An 18371-nucleotide genomic window follows, 5' to 3' on the forward strand; every position below is an offset into this window, starting at 1 on the left:
ATTTTTATTATGAATATTTAGGGTGCTATATATAGCATCAATTAACCATTTATTCAGTGAAATTGGTTTTTTTCTCCTTGCACTCGCCCCCTCCGCAAAGGAGAATATTGCCCGTAAAAAACGACTTATTTTATACATTAACTATAACTATATAAAAAAGAAAAAGGAGTCTTAAATGTCAGTCGTAGTCGGCGTTGGCGTAATTATCACTAATGAAAATGGTGAAGTATTATTAGGAAAACGTTGTGGCAAACATGCCCCTTATTGGTCAATTTTTGGTGGACATGTTGATGAAGGGGAAACTTTTGAGCAATGTGCTATTCGCGAAATAGAAGAAGAAATAGGTATTGCGATCACTGCGCCACAAGTGATTGGTATTAGCAATAATCTAGAAACTTACCAGTTAGAAGGTAAACACACTGTCTCTATTTGTATGATCGCACAGCACCAAGGTGATGAGCCTAAATTGATGGAACCAGATAAATGTTCTGAAATCCGCTGGTGTTCTCCAGATGATTTACCTGAGCCACACTTTGAAGCCAGCCGCAATTCTATTGCATTATGGAAAAGTAAGCAGTTTTATCAAGGTTAATTAAAAATACCCTATCACGTTCATTATTCTGGATTTTTTTGTTCAGAATAATGTTCGAATTATCTATTTCTACACAAATTTTCACTTATTTATCGCTGTGTTTCTTTATCATTTCTAATAATCCTCACACTAATCTATTGATTTATATAACCACCTTTTCATACTGTATTATTTTTACTCACTTTTTTCTTTTATAAAGCACAATAACCTCTATTTACACCTTTATAGCAAACGTGTATTCTTTACACCATCAAGCTAGTACATTGAGTCAATTTTATAAGGACATCTTATGTCAGAAGTCACATCAATAACAAAGCGCCCATCCATACTTGGTGGTGCAATGATCATTGCAGGTACCGCTGTGGGTGCAGGCATGTTTTCCATTCCTATTGTGACTTCCGGTGTCTGGTTTACCGGTTCTATTTTTCTTCTGATCTACACTTGGTTTTGTTTATTTATGTCTGGGTTAATGATCTTAGAAGTGAACCTTCATTATCCTTTAGGCTCAAGTTTTCATACCATTACCAAAGACTTATTAGGGAAAGGCTGGAGTACAATTAATGGGCTGTCGATTGCGTTTGTTCTTTATATTTTAACTTACGCTTATATTTCTGCGGGTAGCTCCATTATCGTGCAAAACTTTGCAGGTATAATAAGCGTACAACAAGCAATTGCAGGCTTAGTCTTTGCATTAATCGTAGCTTTCTTTGTTTGGTTATCAACACGTGCAGTGGATAGATTAAGCACCATCTTAATTGGCGGTATGGTAATTGCCTTTGTCTTAGCCATTGGCGGCCTATTTACGGAAGTAAAAATGCCGGTGTTATTTAACACCAATGAAAGCAATGCAAGTTACTTGCCTTATGCTTTAGCAGCATTACCTTATTTACTCACCTCGTTTGGTTATCACGGTAATATTCCCGGCTTAGTCACGTATTATCGTAGAGATGGCAAAGCGGTTATGAAAAGCTTGCTGATTGGTACATTGATTTCACTGGCGATTTATATTTTATGGCAGTTTGTTGTACAAGGTAATATTCCTCGTGAAGGTTTCAAGCAAGTGATTGCTGATGGTGGGAATATTGGTAACTTATTAGCACAAATGCGTTCAACAACCGCCAATGCCACTGTATCAATGTTATTAGATCTGTTCTCTTATATGGCATTAGCAAGTTCATTCTTAGGCGTGTCATTAGGATTATTCGATTACTTAGCGGACTTCTTTAAGTTTTCAAATACAGGAAGTGGTCGATTTAAATCTGCATTAGTTACGTTTATACCACCTACTATTTTAGCAATTATTTTCCCTGATGGTTTCTTATATGCCATTGGTTTTGCAGGGCTTGCAGCAACGATTTGGGCTGCGATTATCCCTGCATTAATGGCGAAAGCAAGTCGTGAGCGTAATCAAAGTCAAAGCTTTAAAGCTCCCGGTGGTATGTTTATGATTGGTTTCGTGATTTTATTTGGTGTTATCAATGCCAGTGCACATATTTTAGCGAACTTTAATCTTCTTCCTATCTACCGTTAATTTCTTTTCTAAAAGCTAATATCTAAAGCCAGCCCATATTGGGGCTGGCTTTATTTTTTCATCAAATCTTATAAAAAAATGTGCGAATAACTTGCCAAGTTTCTACACTGCGAGTAATTTTGTCGCCATTATCGTCAATGTTATTTAATGGAAGGTTTTATATGGCAAAAGCCAATGAAATTAAACGTGGTATGGCTGTTAGTTATAACAACAAATTATTACTGGTAAAAGATATCGATATCCAAGCACCTAGTGCTCGTGGTGCAAGTACATTGTATAAAATGCGTTTTACTGATATCCGTACAGGCCAGAAAGTAGAAGAGCGTTTCAAAGGCGATGATATGATTGATACCATCAGCTTAACACGCCGTGCTGTTAGCTTTTCTTACATTGATGGTGATGAATATATCTTTATGGATAATGAAGATTACACGCCTTATATCTTCAAAAAAGAGCAAATTGAAGATGAATTACTGTTTATTCCTGAGGAAGGCTTAGCGGGAATGCAAGTATTAACAATGGATGGTCAAGTTTTAGCATTAGAACTGCCACAAACTGTTGATATGGAAATTGTTGAAACTGTGCCGGGTATTAAAGGCGCTTCTGCAAGTGCTCGTACTAAACCTGCAACATTGCCAACAGGGTTAGTTATTCAAGTTCCTGAATACCTTTCTACTGGCGATAAAGTTCGTATTCATATTGCTGAACGTCGCTATATGGGTCGTGCTGACTAATCAACAGTCAAAAGCCCTACTCATTAGCGTATATCGCTAATGTTGCTTTAAATAGGTCAGATAATCGTAAGAAACACAATATGATAAACGATTATTTGACTTGTTTATCTTTGCTACCTACCTCTATTCCCCACAGGCGTCTTAAAAATACTGAACGTCAATAACACCATTCTTTTGGGTATCATCCATCCAACGGATCTCAGCCTTGCCCATATCTTGAGGCAAAATAATAGTTTGTTGGGATTTATCAAAAGACGCTGGAATGATGGGTTGAGTAGATGTAAACACTTTGTTGTGTTTGTAACATTGGTATTCAGCTTTATCAAATGTAAAATTCATTTCACATGCAGGATCCACAATTGCACCCCGCAGATAAATCTGCCCTGTTGTTTGCATGGGATCAGACGCCCAAGCCAATGATATCGAACTGGAAACGAGAAGACTGCATACTACGGTCAGATATTTTCTCATAACGACCTCACTTCTTGTTTGCGCTAGCAGGTATGAGGATCACACCTACCCGACATATTTTCATCATAGCAATAAAATATGACATTCATATAGACATAAGAAGAATATTTGATGTCTATCAAATATAAGTGTTCGATGTTTATAAATAAGGAATCAACGTTGATTATACTTAAGTCAAATATTTTTAACTTCAATAACAATTCTATAAAAGTATTAAAATTTTATTTAATTAATACAATTATTGTTATTATTAGAACTAGGAAAAATTAATTATAAACAATATTCATTATAGCTAAATCATCATTAATCCATTTAATATTCATAGACCCTTTATTGTTAATCAATTTAGAGTTGAAGTTCTTATTCCTTTCTAACTGATATTGAGATTCTTGCATCTCATTACCATTCCAACAGCTTGTTTTAAATGTATTTTTATCCGTATCCATTAGGCAGTTACCTTCAACAATGGCACCAACAAAAGTAATAGTTCCAGAACCTATAACTTTATTATCCTTAGAAAAAGAAGGGGTACTTAATAATAAAGTGAGACAAGTAGCTGCAATACTAAACTTATTCAAAATTAATCTCCTATATTTATTTGGCGTATGAATTTCACAAGCCAATATGTTATTAAAGTCCTAACTAATATCGGCCCGTTACTTTATTTATTTAACTTTTATCTTTAATAAAAGAATAGAAAAAAATTATATAACACTCAAATTAAGAGCATCAATAAAAAACACTTTAAATTTAAGTTAAGTGGGAATTTAAAAATACAACAGAAATGAAACGAAAAAATAACATTTACACAGGCAGCAAATTGCAAAGATCTATTTTTTTATTTTGGTTATAGTCCTATAATCAAACTTAAACTTATTGTGATCCAGATCACCAAATACACGCAAAATTTGTCATTTGATTACTATGAAACTTTCTAATTTTCGTCAAAAAGCATTGGCTATTTTTCTACTTAATCTAGCTGGGTTAATTATTTTTCTCTCTTGGTATCTTCCTGTACAACATGGGTTTTGGCTATCGATTGACACCCATATTTTTTATTTTTTTAATCAACATATTTTACCTGATACTTTTTTCGCCTCTTTTGTGGCTTATATTAATAATAGAAAGTTTGACTTGGTTATTTTGTTGGCAATGGGCGCGTTGTACTACAATACATTCCGTAAAAAAGATTATATGGGCAAACGCCATCTCATAATTGTAGGATTAGTGATGGTAATAAGTGCTGTACTCATCAATCAAATTGGACAAAATATTCCAATAGAAAGACCAAGTCCGACACTTCATTTTCAAGATGTACATAGAGTGGGCGTAGTGACAGGTATTCCTACAAAGGATGCCTCTGGCGATAGCTTCCCAGGCGATCATGGTTTAATGCTACTTATCTTCTGTAGCTTTATATTGCGTTATCTCTCGTTTCGTTCTTTCTTATGTGCTCTTCTTATTACTATCGTATTCTCATTACCACGAGTTATGGCTGGCGCACACTGGGCATCAGATATATTAGTGGGTTCTATTTCTTTGACTTTAATTACGACAAGTTGGTTATTAATCACACCATTATCAGATATTATTGTCAGACAATTAGAAAAATATCTTCCTTTTAAAAAATAAAAGGAAAAACATATCTAATTAATTAAAAGAGAATAAGTGTAATATCTCACTTATTTTCTTGGTCATTTTTTGACAGTTAAATGATATTATTATGACAAATTGAGATCTATTTTAAGTATTATCACTTTATTATCTAATGTTTTGTAAATTAAGCTTCTTTTCTCTCGCCATTTAGCCCCTCTTTCTGTACACTTTTCTGGTTTCCTCATTATTTATTGTTTAATGTGGATATTTACGTGCTTTAGAGCACGTTTTTCGCGAAATAAGGTTGCCAGAGTTAAATTACACTATATTCTCTGGTTATTTGGTGAATAATTCATGTGCGCTTCTGCACGTAAGGATGTAAGGGAAATCTGTCACAATGAGAACAAAACCGTATATGAGAATGCTTAAGCTCATACCGGCGTTCATTGTTGTAGCTACGCTATCGGCATGTAGCTCACAGAACGCAAATTCACGCTTAGCGAATTCAAGCACTACCCCACTTAATACATCATCAAGCACATCTATTTCCCAAGCATCACAAGATGAATTTGAATCATTGGTGAAGAATCTCGATATAAAATCTAAGATACTTGACCAATATGCAGACTGGAAAGGCGTCGCTTATCGTTTAGGTGGAGACACTAAAAAAGGCATCGATTGTTCTGCCTTTGTTCAAAGAACCTTTATTGACCAATTCGGTGTAGAACTCCCTCGCTCAACCTCAGACCAACAATTCTCCGGTACTCAGGTTAATAAATCAAAATTACAAGCAGGCGATCTCGTTCTATTCAAAACAGGCCGTACTATGCGCCATGTTGGAATTTACATCGGTAATGATAAATTTGTACATGCATCCACCAGCAATGGTGTAACCGTGTCAGAGATGTCTAATACCTACTGGAATAAACGTTTTTATGCAGCAAGACGTGTTATCGAGAATAATGACGCGGCACTTGTTGAAAACAACCTTTCGAAAAATGTATTAAGATAATTTATTCCCTTATATCTTGCTGCAATAAAAAAGCCTCATTATTTAGATAATGAGGCTTTTTTTATATTCTTTGACCATGCTAGAACCACACAGTAACTACATTATTTTTATAACATTAAATAGGTGTTATAAATAAGAATATGCCGTTGGGAATGGCTCAGCAATAGCGACACCCGCGTTTTTTAAGCAACACAATGCGGCACATTCATCATCACTATGAAGGAAAAGGCAAGGAGCGCCATCCCACTCAATCACAACACTATCAATATGGAGATTACTCAGATACTGACGCAAATTCTGTATTGCTTCATCCAGTGTCATACCATCATGACTTAATAATTTTAAGCCAATCAACGTATTTTGCTTTCCAGCATCATTTTCAGGCAGTATTTCTACTCTTGTGCCTGCAAAGCCCGCTAGCCACCGATAACTCAGCGGCAGCTTATGAACTACCGAAAGTTGTACATTATCCACAAATCAATCCTGTTTCATCAACACGTTAATTTAATACATCATCAATACGAGTTTGAACTGACTTGCTCACACGCATATTAGAACCTTGTTAATTGTAGAACATGATTGTTACAATTGTTTTACAAAAAAAGCGAAGAGACGGATCAAACTATTCATTCAGCTTAGTACTCGCAGGTATTCATATCTGCAACGATTAATCTCTTCAATTATTCTTTCATTTATTTAACATTTTATCAACTATATAAAATAATTGTATAAAATATTACGTATTCAAGTAAAACAATCCATCAATTTTTATCACGATACTTCATATCAACAAAACAATAATAGATGATTATTAAAATAAATTTTACTTAATTTAACAAAATAACAACATTAAGTATTGATTCAAATCAAAAAATTACACTAATTTGAAACGATTCATGAAATACAGCAGAGGAAAATATGGTATTTTCAGAGGAAATAGAGGTAGGAAAAGAGATGCACGCTATAAATTTCTGTTATTTATAGCGTGATATTCTTATTTATAACGACGTGCAAGCAAGATAAAACCCATAGCAAACAGTACACAAAATGCCATAGAGCTTACCATTGGCCATTCTGATTTTGCTGGTAACATAGCAATAGCCGTTCCAACTAAAGCACCGACACCAAAACGCACGGTTCCTGCAAGAGAAGAAACTGTCCCCGCCATATGAGGATAATCATCAAGAATAACAGCCATCGCATTCGATGTGATCATCGCGATCCCGCCCACATACATTGCTACTCCCACAACAAGGAAATAGAAATGCAAATCAAGAGCGACCACCAGTAATAAAAAGATCCCCATAACACATTGAATCGTTAAGCCTAGGCGCAACATCTTCAACGCACCAAATCGGCGAACATAGCGCCCATTGATGCTTGTCATCACAATTAAGAAAATGATATTAAAGCCAAAATATAATCCAAATTGATCAAATGGAATGCCATGTAATTCGATATAGACAAAAGGGCCAGCACTAAGAAATGAAAACATACCAGCAAAAGAAAAGCCTGAAGCCAAAATATAACAAAGGACACGACGTGTTCTAAACAGACTAATAAATTGGCTAAATGTCACTCTTAAGCTAAAGCGTTGGCGTCGCTCTTTTGGTAATGTTTCTGGAATATAAAAAGCAATTAATGCAGATGCAATCACCGCGGCTATTGCGATACTCCAGAAAATAGCATGCCATGAAAACCAGTTCATTACCCAAGCACCTAATAGTGGAGCTAATAAAGGTGCGATGGTCATAACAAGTGCAACAAAAGACATACTTCTAGAGAAATCATCTCTAGAGAACATATCTCTCATCAATGCATTAATCACAACGCTTGCCGCAGCTGCCGCAAAACCATGTAAAAAACGCATACCAATTAGCATATCTATTGATTCAGATAATGCACATGCACTAGAGGCAAAAGCAAAAACAATTACGCCGCCCAAAATGACAGGTTTACGTCCCAAGCTATCAGCCATAGGACCATAGACTAATTGCCCAATAGCAAAACCAAAAATATAGATACTTAATGTCATTTGCACTTTGCCACTAGGCACACCAAAATCTTGCGCGATAGTAGGTAAACTTGGCAAATACATATCTATAGCCAATGGCATAAGCATGGAAATAAGTCCCAGTATTAAAATGAGACTAAGGTACGACGAACGTTGCTGTTGCACGCAGATAAACTCCCAAAAACGACAGGATAAATAATAATTATTGAGGTAAGTGAATGCTGTTGATCTCTTCTTCTGTTAATGGACGATATTCGCCCTCAGCTAAAGTCTCATCTAATGTGATATCCCCAATACGCTCACGATGTAATGCACTTACATGATTACCCACTGCTGCAAACATACGTTTTACTTGGTGGTATTTGCCTTCACTAATAGTGAGCTTAACTTCTGTTGGTGTAATAATTTCTAACGTGGCGGGTTTGGTTAGATCTTTTTCACCGTTAAGCTGAACACCTTTTTGGAATTGTTCAGCAACACCTTCTGCAATTGGCTCTTCTAGCGTAACCAGATAGGTTTTCTCGCAATGATGTTTTGGCGCCGTAATACGGTGTGACCATTGACCATTATCTGTTAATAAAACAAGCCCTGTGGTATCAATATCTAAACGCCCAGCCGCATGTAATTTATGAGCCAAAGGTTCATCAATAAAATAGAGGATAGTTGGATTAACAGGATCGTCTGTTGAACACACATAGCCAATTGGCTTATTCAACATAAAGTAACGAGGCCCTAAAATTTGAGTTAAGACATTACCATCGTAAGCTACTTCTTGCTCTGGTGCAATTTTGGTTGAACCGCTTTTCACCATTTCGCCATCAATTGTTACAAGCCCTGCTCTTAATTCACGAAGGATCAAGCTACGGCTAATACCCAATTGCTGGGATAAAAATTTATCTAATCGCATGAATTTCTCTGAAAAATGGAAGAATACCATCTGATATGAGGTATCTATTAAAAATGAATATTAACAATAAAACAACTAATTAATTTATAAATAAACTATCACGTCCTTTACTCCTCCCTTATTCGCGCTACCTATAAAAAAATGTTACGCTGACGCCCCCGTTTGATTTCTTATGTAGAGTTATGGCTTTTACACTCAGACCTTATCAACTTGACGCAGTTAACGCGACAATCTCTTATTTTCGCCAACACAATACACCTGCGGTGATTGTATTACCTACTGGCGCAGGAAAAAGTTTAGTGATTGCAGAACTTGCTAAAAGAGCGCGCGGACGTGTCTTGGTTTTAGCACACGTAAAAGAATTAGTAGAACAGAACCATAGCAAATATGAGGCTTATGGTCTATCTGCGGATATTTTTGCTGCGGGCTTACAACAAAAAGAGAGTAGCGGAAAAGTTGTTTTCGGCAGTGTGCAATCTGTTGCTCGTAATTTATCGCAATTTAGTGATACGTTTTCACTTCTTATTATTGATGAATGCCATCGCATTAGTTTGTCTGAAGATAGCCAATACCAGCAAGTTATTAAACAATTGCAATCTATTAATCCACAATTGCGTATCTTAGGATTAACTGCAACGCCTTATCGTTTACCTACAGGTTGGATTTATCAATATCATTATCACGGTATGATCAGAGGCGATGAAGATTGCTTTTTCCGTGATTGTATTTATGAATTGCCTTTACGCTATATGATAAGCAATCATTTTTTAGTTCCGCCAACTCGCCTAGATATGCCTATTTTGCAATACGACTTTAGCCAAGTAAGAACAAGTCAAAATGGGATATTTAATGAAGAAGATCTAAACCGTGAAATAAAGAGACAAAAGCGCATCACGCCTCATATCGTTGCTCAAATCATTGAATATGCACAAAATTGCCGAGGTGTAATGATATTTGCGGCAACGGTTGAACATGCAAAAGAGATCCTTTCTCTTTTACCACAAGATGAATCTGCATTAGTCAGTGCTGATACCCCCTCTTCTGAACGTGACAATCTTATTTCTCGTTTCAAACAGCAACAATTGCGTTATATGGTTAATGTTGCCGTACTAACAACAGGTTTCGATGCACCTCATGTTGATTTAATCGCTATCTTACGCCCCACTGAGTCTGTGAGTTTATATCAGCAAATTGTAGGACGAGGATTAAGATTATTTGCAGGAAAAACCGAATGCCTGATTTTAGATTATGCAGGTAATCCTCACGATCTCTATCTACCCGAAGTCGGTACTAAAAAACCCAATCCGAATAGTAAACCAGTACAAGTTTTCTGTCCTATTTGCCAATTTGCCAATACCTTTTGGGGCATTATAGATGCTGATGGCGATATCATTGAACACTATGGTCGACGTTGCCAAGGTTGGGAACTCAATGAACAAGGGCAAAAACAGCAGTGTGAATTTCGTTTCCGCTTTAAATTGTGCCCACATTGTAATGAAGAAAATGATATCGCAGCACGCCGCTGTATTCATTGTGATGAGATCTTGGTTGATCCTGATGATATGCTCAAAGCGGCATTAAAACTCAAAGGTGCATTAGTTCTACGTTGTGGTGGAATGCAATTTAAATCAGGAAGTGATGTTAAAGGTGAATGGTTAGAAATTAATTATTACGATGAAGAAGGCACTTCTGTCTCTGAACGTTTTCGACTAACAACGCCAGCGCAAAGAAAAGTATTTGAATTAAAATTTTTACGTGAACATCAACGCGCACCGGGTGTTCCTTTTGTTTGGCATAATGCCAACGACATTATTAAGCAATTTGATTTGTTGCGTCATCCTGACTTTATTGTTGCTCATAAAGGTAAAAAAGAGAGCTTTTGGAAGATAAGAAATAAGATTTTTGACTATACTGGGCGCTACCGAAAAGCAGATACCTTGTATTAATCTGGATTTATATTTGCTGTTAGAGGACTTTTTCGTTAAAATGCGCCCCGCTTTATCTATTTTTAGATAAACCAAATCTCGAGCTTGTTGCTGGGTCGCCTGTAACAAGTATGTATTTTCTTTCTTTTTCATAAGAGAAAAAAGATGTTAACTATTAATGCAACTGTACGTAAAGAGCAGGGTAAGGGTGCGAGCCGCCGCCTGCGTGTGGCTAACCGTTTTCCTGCTATCGTTTATGGCGGAAATGAAGAGCCAATCGCTATCGATTTAGATCACAACGAAGTTATCAACCAAGAACACAAATCAGAATTCTATTCAGATTTCGTAAACCTGGTTATCGATGGCAAAGAAACTAAAGTTAAAGTTAAAGCAGTGCAACGTCACGAGTATAAGCCAAAGATTACTCATATCGACTTCCTGCGCGCTTAATAAGCCAACCTTCGAGCTTTATTTTTCGGGACGCCGAGCATATAACGCCACTTAATGTGGCGTTATTTGTTTCTACTACTTAATTATTTTTCTGATGCTCTACGTTGTAGCTGATCACGTAAATTAGGTGGTGTGCCTTTAATGGTGAGCGTATCTGTTGCTGGATCCCAGAATATTCTCTCCCCTAATAATTTCGCATCAAAATTCACAGTTAATCCGCCACCGCTTCCTGAATACTTCATCAGTTGACGTAATGTACTGCGATCTGCTGGGAATGTTTCAGCTAATTCATAGCCTTTTTCTTCAGTAAATTGAGCAAAGTTTTGCTCGCCTAAAGATGGTAATTCTTCAGCAAGCTCTGTTAAGGCAATTTCTTCGCCAGATTGTAATTGCTCATTACAGTAGCTATATACTTGCTCACGACAAGTTTGACGCTCCTGTTTGCCCATTTCTGAAGCTTCACAGAAATCATCAACTGCTTGTAATAAGCCTTTATTTTGAACTTTAGCGTTTAAACCTTCTTGTGCACCTAAAAAGTCCATAAAGAAATCAGAGACTTTGCGTCCAACTCGACCTTTTAAAAACGTTAAATAACGTAAAGAATCGGGTGCGGTTTCCCACTCTGTTAAATCGATACGAGCGATAATATCTGCGTGAGGAATATCTAAATAGCGTGTTGATGACACATCAAGACTGTCGTTTACCCACATACTGTTACAGCTACTCAGTACAGCAATTAAAAGGTAATCCACCGCTAAATAGCGATAATGACAAAATAGAACGGTACCACCTTCTGCAAAAGGGTATTTTGCTAGTTCGTCTTTTAGTCTCACCGTTGCTGCTCGTGAGAAACCTAAAAAATTCTCTTCACCTTTACGTTGTAAACGTAGTGCCTCTGCTAATTCACTTTCTTCATTAAACAGACCATAAGCTTTACTTTTTGCACTGTATACACGATGTAACTCTTCAATCATTTCCTGAACAACAGGTTCAATTTCTAAGAGTGAATCACGTAGCACAACTTCTAATGTCTGCTCATCTCGCTTAATAAGTTGATGCAAAACTAATTGATTAATATCTAGACTCATGGTCGTCCTCTTCTATTGCGTCTCTTTCTCGTGCGCGTATTCAAACACTCCCTACTTTCAGTATCAAGGGAAAATTAATTAATTTAATAGCGGAAAAAGCCCTAATAATACGGTAATATATAGCGTTTTATTCATTTAGTAGGAATTCAGATTTTATGCCACAAAAATCCCGTTATAGTGATGAACAAGTTGAGCAATTACTTGCAGAACTTGTCAGCGTTCTTGAAAAACATCATACTCCTACAGATCTTTCTTTGATGGTGTTGGGGAACATGGTGACAAACTTAATTAATACAAGTATTGCCCCTGCTCAACGAATGCTGATTGCTGACTCTTTTGTTCACGCATTGCGTGCTTCAATTGATGAAGGCAATATTCACTAATAAACATAGAAAAATTATTTATAGACATGGTAACGAGACCTCAGTCCTATCGTGAAAAAGTATCCCAAATGATCAGTTGGGGTCACTGGTTTGCGCTATTTAATATTATTCTAAGCTTACTGCTTGGAAGCCGTTACCTGTTTATTTCTGATTGGCCCGCAACCTTTGCTGGTCGTTTTTACGCTATTGTGAGTTGGATGGGACATTTTAGTTTTATTGTCTTTGCTATCTATATACTTATCCTTTTCCCCCTCACCTTTGTCGCTGTTTCTCAACGGCTACTTAGAGTTATTTCCTGTGCCCTTGCCAGTGCAGGATTAACTATCCTTATTTTTGATATCGCCGTTTACCAGCAATTTCAACTCCATTTGACTCAACTTGTTTGGGATCTTGTGATTAACCCAGATGAAGGTGAAATGGCGCGTGAATGGCAACTTATTTTTATTGGCATTCCCATTATATTTCTGATTGAAATGCTTTTTGCAACATGGAGTTGGCAAAAATTACGTAGTTTAAATCGCCAACGTTGGGGCAAACCATTAGCAGGTGTCTTTATTACTTGCTTTATAGTATCTCACTCTATGTCAATTTGGGCTGACGCTAACTTCTATCGTCCAATTACCATGCAACGTGCTAATTTACCGTTATCCTACCCGATGACAGCGCGTAAATTCCTTGAGCGTCACGGTTTTATTAATCAATCAGAATATGAGCAACGTGTTATTAGTGAGGGTAACCCAGCCGCACAAGGTATCACCTACCCTCTTGCTCCATTAATCTATGCCAAGGATACCTATTCTTATAACTTGCTGGTGGTTGTTGTTGATGGTTTAGGTACTGAAGAAGTGCCTGAATTACCAAGTTTGCAACAATTTGCTCAAAATAACCTTTATTTTTCGCGTCATTATTCATCAGGTATTAATAATGATACTGCATTATTTGGGCTATTTTATGGTATTTCACCTTCTTATTTAGACAGTGTATTAAGTAGCAGAAAGAACTCTGCACTTTTTGATGCGTTAAGTTATCGAAACTATCAATTAGCCATGTTTTCAACGAATGGCTTCCAAACACCACTGTTTAAACAAGCTGTGCTATCAGATTTCTCCCTCCCAACATCACGCAGTGGTGATAACAATGCCACTATTGATAGTTGGAGTAATTGGTTGGTTAAAAACAACCAAACAGCCCCTTGGTTCTCTTTCTTACAAATTAATGGTCATACCAATAATGCATCTCAACGTACCACATTAAATGATCAACTAGAGACAATATTTAAGACATTACAAGAAACCAAAGTACTAGATAATACTGTTGTGGTTGTCACTTCTAGCTATCATCAAGACAATGATAAGAAGCAAATTAATCAATGGCTGTCAGATAAGACCACCTTTAATTTAAGCCAGTCACAAGTGCCATTGATGATACATTGGCCAAATATGACGCCACAGGTTATTGATCGAATGACAAGCCATCAAGATGTTATGACAACCTTGATGCAGCATGTTTTACATGTCATTAGTCCAGTAGACAACTATTCACAAGGCGAAGATTTATTTGCAAGCACTCGTAATCATCCATGGATTTTCACAGGTGATGAAGAGGCATTTGTGGTCTTTTTACAAGATAATACCTTGTTGATAGATAAACACGGCCGATATGCTTTATTTGACAAATCAGGACAAGAGATCAGTTCTGCAAAACCTGATTTAAAATTATTACTGCAAGTTCTGGCTGAACAGAAGCGTTTTATTGAACGCTAACGCTATTAAGTGACGCACAAAATTACATCACTTAATTAGCAAAGGGTTGCTTTAGCACTCAAAAACAGTAATATACAGGGCACAAACGGCATGTAGCGCAGCCTGGTAGCGCACCGTCATGGGGTGTCGGGGGTCGTAGGTTCAAATCCTATCATGCCGACCAAAATTCTTTAGAAAAACCAACCGCTTAAGGTTGGTTTTTTTATGTCTGAAATTTACGAGGGGTAAAATAGGGGTAAAACTGGGGTAAAACCCCCATCAGATTTACCCTAGTTAAAGCTCAATTTTCGCCCTACTTATATACTGTAATTTTTCTTAAGTTATTAACCAAGTTTATGCAAAAAGGATCTTGTAGGCTAACTAAAAAAATAAATTAAATGACGGATGTGATTACTTAAGAAAAAACAAGAAATGCTTGATGCGTGATATGAGAAGTTTTTGTTGATTAAAAAAGAGTAAAATCTTTTTATTATGTTAATCAACCTTGTAAGTCCCATAACATGGTATAGGCGATAATATGAAAAAATGATACACATACTTAGCATTATTACATTAGCCACATTTTTGAATGGCTGTATATTTGCATGGAATGAATCAACTACTCTTTCATATAAAATAAAAAAAACATTGAAAAATAGAGATCCAATTATATTCAAAAATCAATTCTTACACTGTTTATAAAAGAGTCTTTCCCATATTGTGGTGGATAGTACATAATTAATTTGTTTTCAAACACGACACAACCTTTATGGTTACTCTATTTTAATGAGATGGAATTCCTTATGAGCGTACCACAAACAAAAGCTGAGTTACTGTTAGCTATTGATAAAAATTTCAATAAATTAATTAGTTATCTTAATGCAATCCCGATGGAAATGACTTCTAAACACTTAATGGATGGGCATGCCAAAGGAACAGAGATGAGTGTTTGTGATCTTGTTTCCTATTTGCTCGGGTGGAATGCTCTTGTTGTAAAATGGATCACATCTGATGCTAAAGGTCTACCTGTTGATTTTCCTGATACGGGTTATAAGTGGAACCAACTTGGCGTTCTTGCTCAAAAATTTTACTCAGATTACAGTGAATTAAATTATGACTCGTTAGTAGCTGAACTTCTGACTGTAAAAAATGAAATTGTGAAGCTTATTAATGAGCGAACTGATGATGTTTTATATGGCAAACCATGGTACACAAAATGGACAATGGGTCGGATGATATCATTTAATACATCTTCCCCTTATGCTAACGCTAATGGAAGATTAAGAAAGTGGGCAAAAAATAATAATATCAATTTAAAGTAAGTATCAGCCTCAAATTACACTCAATATTTGAAAACAGAGTAGTGCCAATGCTATATGGGACCGACCGAGTTATATAATTACTCGGATATCAATTTCTAATGTCTAATTGATATCTTGTTTTTTATAATGGATAGGAATATGAACGACAAACAAGAAAAGAAAAAGTTGTTAACATTTATATCCCCAGTATTATCTTTGGTGATATCGTTCTATCTCAGTATATCTACATTTGGCTATGATGATGTTATTTGGTTAGCAACTTCTTCTGCTATTTTTTTTATCAGTATTATCGTATTGATATCTTCTTTAGAGATTTCTATAAAAGTTATTTATTTTAAGCAACTGTCATTTTTATATACTAATAAATTTGTTATTTTAATCTTTACTTTAATGAGTTTTATAGCAACCGCCATCGTGTTGATAATGATATCCTACGAAAATGAAATACCTGCTAATTTTTTTAACAGCCTAGAGTTTGTTGCTTTACTTATCGCCTATTTTACTTTTCTCTTAGTATCTATTTTTGTTTCTTACGTATATTGCATGATTAATAGTGATAAAAAATTCTTTTTATTTTTTCTATTTATTTTATTAGTAATGATGATCTTTAAAGAGAGTGATGCTAATTTTATAATATTTTATTTACTTATTTCCTTCATTATATTTTTTGGAGGAATAACTATTATTACGATAAGAAAGGCTTTTTCTCATTATGATTAAGTCATTTTTTAACAAGCTATCATTTATATACTCACCGATTTTTACATTCTCATAGGCTTACTCAAAAAGAAGATGTAAGCACATTTAAAATGACTAATATTAGATAAAATTCAATAAAGGCGTATATGAAAATGCTATATAATAAATTAACTTATATAGTTAGAAAGTGTTTAAAAATTGAGTAAGCTATATTAATAAAATTATTGTGTCAAATTATAGCTTTCAGAAATTAAAGATTTTAATTCGTTATCATCAAATTCAGATGAGAGGCTAATAGAAATCCAATGCTCTTTATTCATATGGTAAGCTGGGTATACTCCTTTTTTCAATCGTAATGATCCCGTTAAATTTGGCATAACTTTTAAAGTTATAACATCGACCATATTCCTACTACCATTATCAGATAATTTACTTTCTAGAACATCCATTATAGCTGCGAACCACTTCGAATTACTATTATGCCTAAAAACTATATAATTTGGATATTTAATCCATAAACACTCAGGCTCTGCATTATAGTTTTCTTTAATATAATTAATTAATTCTTTTCTATTCATCACAGCCTCATCTCATAAATTATCTGAATATAAATATAGCTCCGTATACCTTAAGATTCCATTAATTTTTTTCTCTTTTTTATTTGTCATCTACCCGATGCACCCTTTTATTCTTACTATTTTTTATGAAGTTATTATTTAATACCCTCAATTACAATAATAATGCGTACCTTATTCTTATACTGGAAATTTAAAAAATTTCTATTAATATTGCCATATTTTATATTTCTGCATATAAAAAGGCCACTTAGGTGGCCCAAAAAGCAATCATTTATTTTAACAACTTAAAAATTTCCTTTACTACGTTGCTGCTCAATATAAATATTCTGATTAGTCTTAATACTATTTAATGTGCTATCAGAATATGGATCCTCTTTATGGCTTTTACTTTCTTGAGATTCTATTGCTCCAGTTGATGAGCAAGCAGAAATCAAAAAAACACTCAAAAGCATAAGTAATCTCATATCTACTCCAAATAATATTTAAAATTAATAACTAATATTTAGATTAAAAATAAATAATTTAGTTCATAAAAATTAATCATCTTAATTTTTACACTTACTATCAATATGGTTGTTTAATTAATAACACATTGATAAAAAAGAAAAAATACAGATACTTGGCCTGCGTTAAAAGAAGCATAGTTTGGAGATAAAGAGAGAGCTATTGCAACACTTTTAATAGATAGTCAAACAACATAAAGACAATTTGAAAGATGTTGATGATTGCGTTTTATTGAGCAAAATCGGTGATTTTTACATTCATCTAATACCAAATAATTCAGATAAACATTTCAAACCTTTATGGCAAGGTTATCAACCTATTGGTATTGAAAAGATTTAATAATAAATTTTACTGTGCTGTTATTTTTCAGCGTAGTAAATTATATTAGTTACGCAATCATCAATTTATTTTTAAATATATATATCAGTTTAAATCAAATTGATATCTCTATTTAAAATGACTCTATTATATTTTCTTGTTATTTTTATTATTTAAAATTCATTAATTTTTTAAAATAAAAACCTTTCTTAGTTTTTGGGAATTTATTCCCATAATATATTTTCCGCTCGTAATCTCGACCTGCATAGTGATTATCACCATAAAATTGACCATATAATGCAGTTTTAGGGCACACATCGTCAGAAAAAAATTTATGATTATTATCCACTTCAATTTTCCTTATTTAAATTAAATTTTCAACCTTTTTAAATTAATTATAAATATTTTAATTTATAATTCTCAGTAATTATTTAACACCATACCACTCTTATAAAATAGATCCAGTATTGAGCAATTTTATTATTTAAAACGAATTAAAAACATA

Annotated in this window: 20 protein-coding genes, 1 tRNA gene and 1 pseudogene; 13 read left to right on the plus strand and 9 right to left on the minus strand. The window is 34.8% G+C overall.

The genetic code is table 11. The annotated features are described in order from the left end of the window. Positions 1–175 precede the first annotated feature (175 nt). From GTK47_RS14985 to yeiP, 3 genes are all read left to right on the plus strand, one after another. Entirely contained in the window at positions 176–592 is a 417-nt protein-coding gene (locus GTK47_RS14985; protein ID WP_165124611.1) for an NUDIX domain-containing protein, read from the plus strand. Between the two features lie 289 nt (positions 593–881). Beyond that, positions 882–2123, plus strand: coding sequence for a tryptophan permease (gene mtr, locus GTK47_RS14990; RefSeq protein ID WP_165124614.1), 1242 nt, complete (start codon positions 882–884; stop codon positions 2121–2123). A gap of 161 nt (positions 2124–2284) precedes the next feature. Then, positions 2285–2857 carry an elongation factor P-like protein YeiP gene (gene yeiP, locus GTK47_RS14995; RefSeq protein ID WP_165124617.1) on the plus strand — a complete coding sequence of 191 codons (573 nt, stop codon included), beginning with the start codon at positions 2285–2287 and terminating at the stop codon, positions 2855–2857. A gap of 141 nt (positions 2858–2998) precedes the next feature. Here the strand turns inward: yeiP and GTK47_RS15000 are convergent, their stop codons facing one another. After that, positions 2999–3328 (minus strand): hypothetical protein, encoded by a 330-nt coding sequence (locus tag GTK47_RS15000; RefSeq protein ID WP_098943457.1) that lies wholly within the window; start codon positions 3326–3328, stop codon positions 2999–3001. Between the two features lie 266 nt (positions 3329–3594). Further along, positions 3595–3906: a hypothetical protein gene (locus GTK47_RS15005; protein ID WP_165124620.1), complete on the minus strand. Its 312-nt coding sequence runs from the start codon at positions 3904–3906 to the stop codon at positions 3595–3597. A 346-nt stretch (positions 3907–4252) separates the two neighbouring features. Here GTK47_RS15005 and GTK47_RS15010 point away from each other — a divergent pair, with 346 nt between their 5' ends. Together GTK47_RS15010 and mepS are read left to right on the plus strand one after the other, a co-directional pair. Further along, the gene (locus GTK47_RS15010; RefSeq protein ID WP_165124623.1) at positions 4253–4960 is read left to right on the plus strand and encodes a phosphatase PAP2 family protein; all 708 of its coding nucleotides are present in this window, start codon (positions 4253–4255) and stop codon (positions 4958–4960) included. Between the two features lie 361 nt (positions 4961–5321). Then, positions 5322–5936, plus strand: a complete 615-nt coding sequence (gene mepS, locus GTK47_RS15015; protein WP_165124626.1) for a bifunctional murein DD-endopeptidase/murein LD-carboxypeptidase — start codon at positions 5322–5324, stop codon at positions 5934–5936. Positions 5937–6062: 126 nt separating this feature from the next. Here mepS and GTK47_RS15020 read toward each other — a convergent pair whose 3' ends face one another. The 3 genes from GTK47_RS15020 to rsuA all read right to left on the minus strand — a co-directional run bounded on the left by GTK47_RS15020 (position 6063) and on the right by rsuA (position 8857). Beyond that, a complete protein-coding gene (locus GTK47_RS15020) occupies positions 6063–6410 on the minus strand; it encodes a YejG family protein (RefSeq protein WP_072062745.1) in 348 nt (115 codons plus the stop codon). Between the two features lie 520 nt (positions 6411–6930). Then, positions 6931–8115, minus strand: coding sequence for a Bcr/CflA family multidrug efflux MFS transporter (locus GTK47_RS15025; RefSeq protein WP_241256037.1), 1185 nt, complete (start codon positions 8113–8115; stop codon positions 6931–6933). A gap of 37 nt (positions 8116–8152) precedes the next feature. Further along, positions 8153–8857, minus strand: coding sequence for a 16S rRNA pseudouridine(516) synthase RsuA (gene rsuA / locus GTK47_RS15030; RefSeq protein WP_109393685.1), 705 nt, complete (start codon positions 8855–8857; stop codon positions 8153–8155). A 182-nt stretch (positions 8858–9039) separates the two neighbouring features. Here rsuA and GTK47_RS15035 point away from each other — a divergent pair, with 182 nt between their 5' ends. Further along, complete coding sequence (locus GTK47_RS15035) at positions 9040–10803, plus strand: DEAD/DEAH box helicase (RefSeq protein WP_165124629.1); 1764 nt, start codon at positions 9040–9042, stop codon at positions 10801–10803. 144 nt (positions 10804–10947) lie between these two features. Continuing rightward, positions 10948–11232: a 50S ribosomal protein L25 gene (gene rplY, locus GTK47_RS15040; protein WP_006537318.1), complete on the plus strand. Its 285-nt coding sequence runs from the start codon at positions 10948–10950 to the stop codon at positions 11230–11232. A gap of 83 nt (positions 11233–11315) precedes the next feature. Here rplY and yejK read toward each other — a convergent pair whose 3' ends face one another. Next, positions 11316–12320 carry a nucleoid-associated protein YejK gene (yejK, locus tag GTK47_RS15045; RefSeq protein ID WP_088493229.1) on the minus strand — a complete coding sequence of 335 codons (1005 nt, stop codon included), beginning with the start codon at positions 12318–12320 and terminating at the stop codon, positions 11316–11318. 155 nt (positions 12321–12475) lie between these two features. Here yejK and GTK47_RS15050 point away from each other — a divergent pair, with 155 nt between their 5' ends. The 5 genes from GTK47_RS15050 to GTK47_RS15070 all read left to right on the plus strand — a co-directional run bounded on the left by GTK47_RS15050 (position 12476) and on the right by GTK47_RS15070 (position 16487). Continuing rightward, a complete protein-coding gene (locus GTK47_RS15050) occupies positions 12476–12703 on the plus strand; it encodes a YejL family protein (RefSeq protein ID WP_004247042.1) in 228 nt (75 codons plus the stop codon). 26 nt (positions 12704–12729) lie between these two features. Continuing rightward, positions 12730–14466: an LPS biosynthesis-modulating metalloenzyme YejM gene (gene yejM, locus GTK47_RS15055; RefSeq protein ID WP_165124632.1), complete on the plus strand. Its 1737-nt coding sequence runs from the start codon at positions 12730–12732 to the stop codon at positions 14464–14466. Positions 14467–14552: 86 nt separating this feature from the next. Beyond that, positions 14553–14629, plus strand: a tRNA-Pro gene (locus GTK47_RS15060). Positions 14630–15248: 619 nt separating this feature from the next. Continuing rightward, entirely contained in the window at positions 15249–15767 is a 519-nt protein-coding gene (locus GTK47_RS15065) for a ClbS/DfsB family four-helix bundle protein (RefSeq protein WP_165124635.1), read from the plus strand. A gap of 138 nt (positions 15768–15905) precedes the next feature. Beyond that, positions 15906–16487 carry a hypothetical protein gene (locus GTK47_RS15070; protein WP_165124638.1) on the plus strand — a complete coding sequence of 194 codons (582 nt, stop codon included), beginning with the start codon at positions 15906–15908 and terminating at the stop codon, positions 16485–16487. Between the two features lie 200 nt (positions 16488–16687). Here the strand turns inward: GTK47_RS15070 and GTK47_RS15075 are convergent, their stop codons facing one another. Both GTK47_RS15075 and GTK47_RS15080 read right to left on the minus strand, forming a co-directional pair. Then, complete coding sequence (locus tag GTK47_RS15075; RefSeq protein ID WP_165124641.1) at positions 16688–17044, minus strand: MmcQ/YjbR family DNA-binding protein; 357 nt, start codon at positions 17042–17044, stop codon at positions 16688–16690. Positions 17045–17328: 284 nt separating this feature from the next. Next, complete coding sequence (locus GTK47_RS15080) at positions 17329–17508, minus strand: hypothetical protein (protein WP_075673595.1); 180 nt, start codon at positions 17506–17508, stop codon at positions 17329–17331. A 226-nt stretch (positions 17509–17734) separates the two neighbouring features. Between GTK47_RS15080 and GTK47_RS20560 the strand changes: the two are divergent. After that, a pseudogene (locus GTK47_RS20560) lies at positions 17735–17887 on the plus strand (DUF1543 domain-containing protein); the annotation flags it as partial. 148 nt (positions 17888–18035) lie between these two features. On the opposite strand, the gene GTK47_RS15085 reads toward GTK47_RS20560, so the two are convergent. Beyond that, positions 18036–18215, minus strand: coding sequence for a hypothetical protein (locus GTK47_RS15085; protein ID WP_165124644.1), 180 nt, complete (start codon positions 18213–18215; stop codon positions 18036–18038). Between the last annotated feature and the right edge of the window lie 156 nt (positions 18216–18371).

Source organism: Proteus sp. ZN5 (assembly GCF_011046025.1).
In the GTDB taxonomy this organism is placed as follows: domain Bacteria; phylum Pseudomonadota; class Gammaproteobacteria; order Enterobacterales; family Enterobacteriaceae; genus Proteus.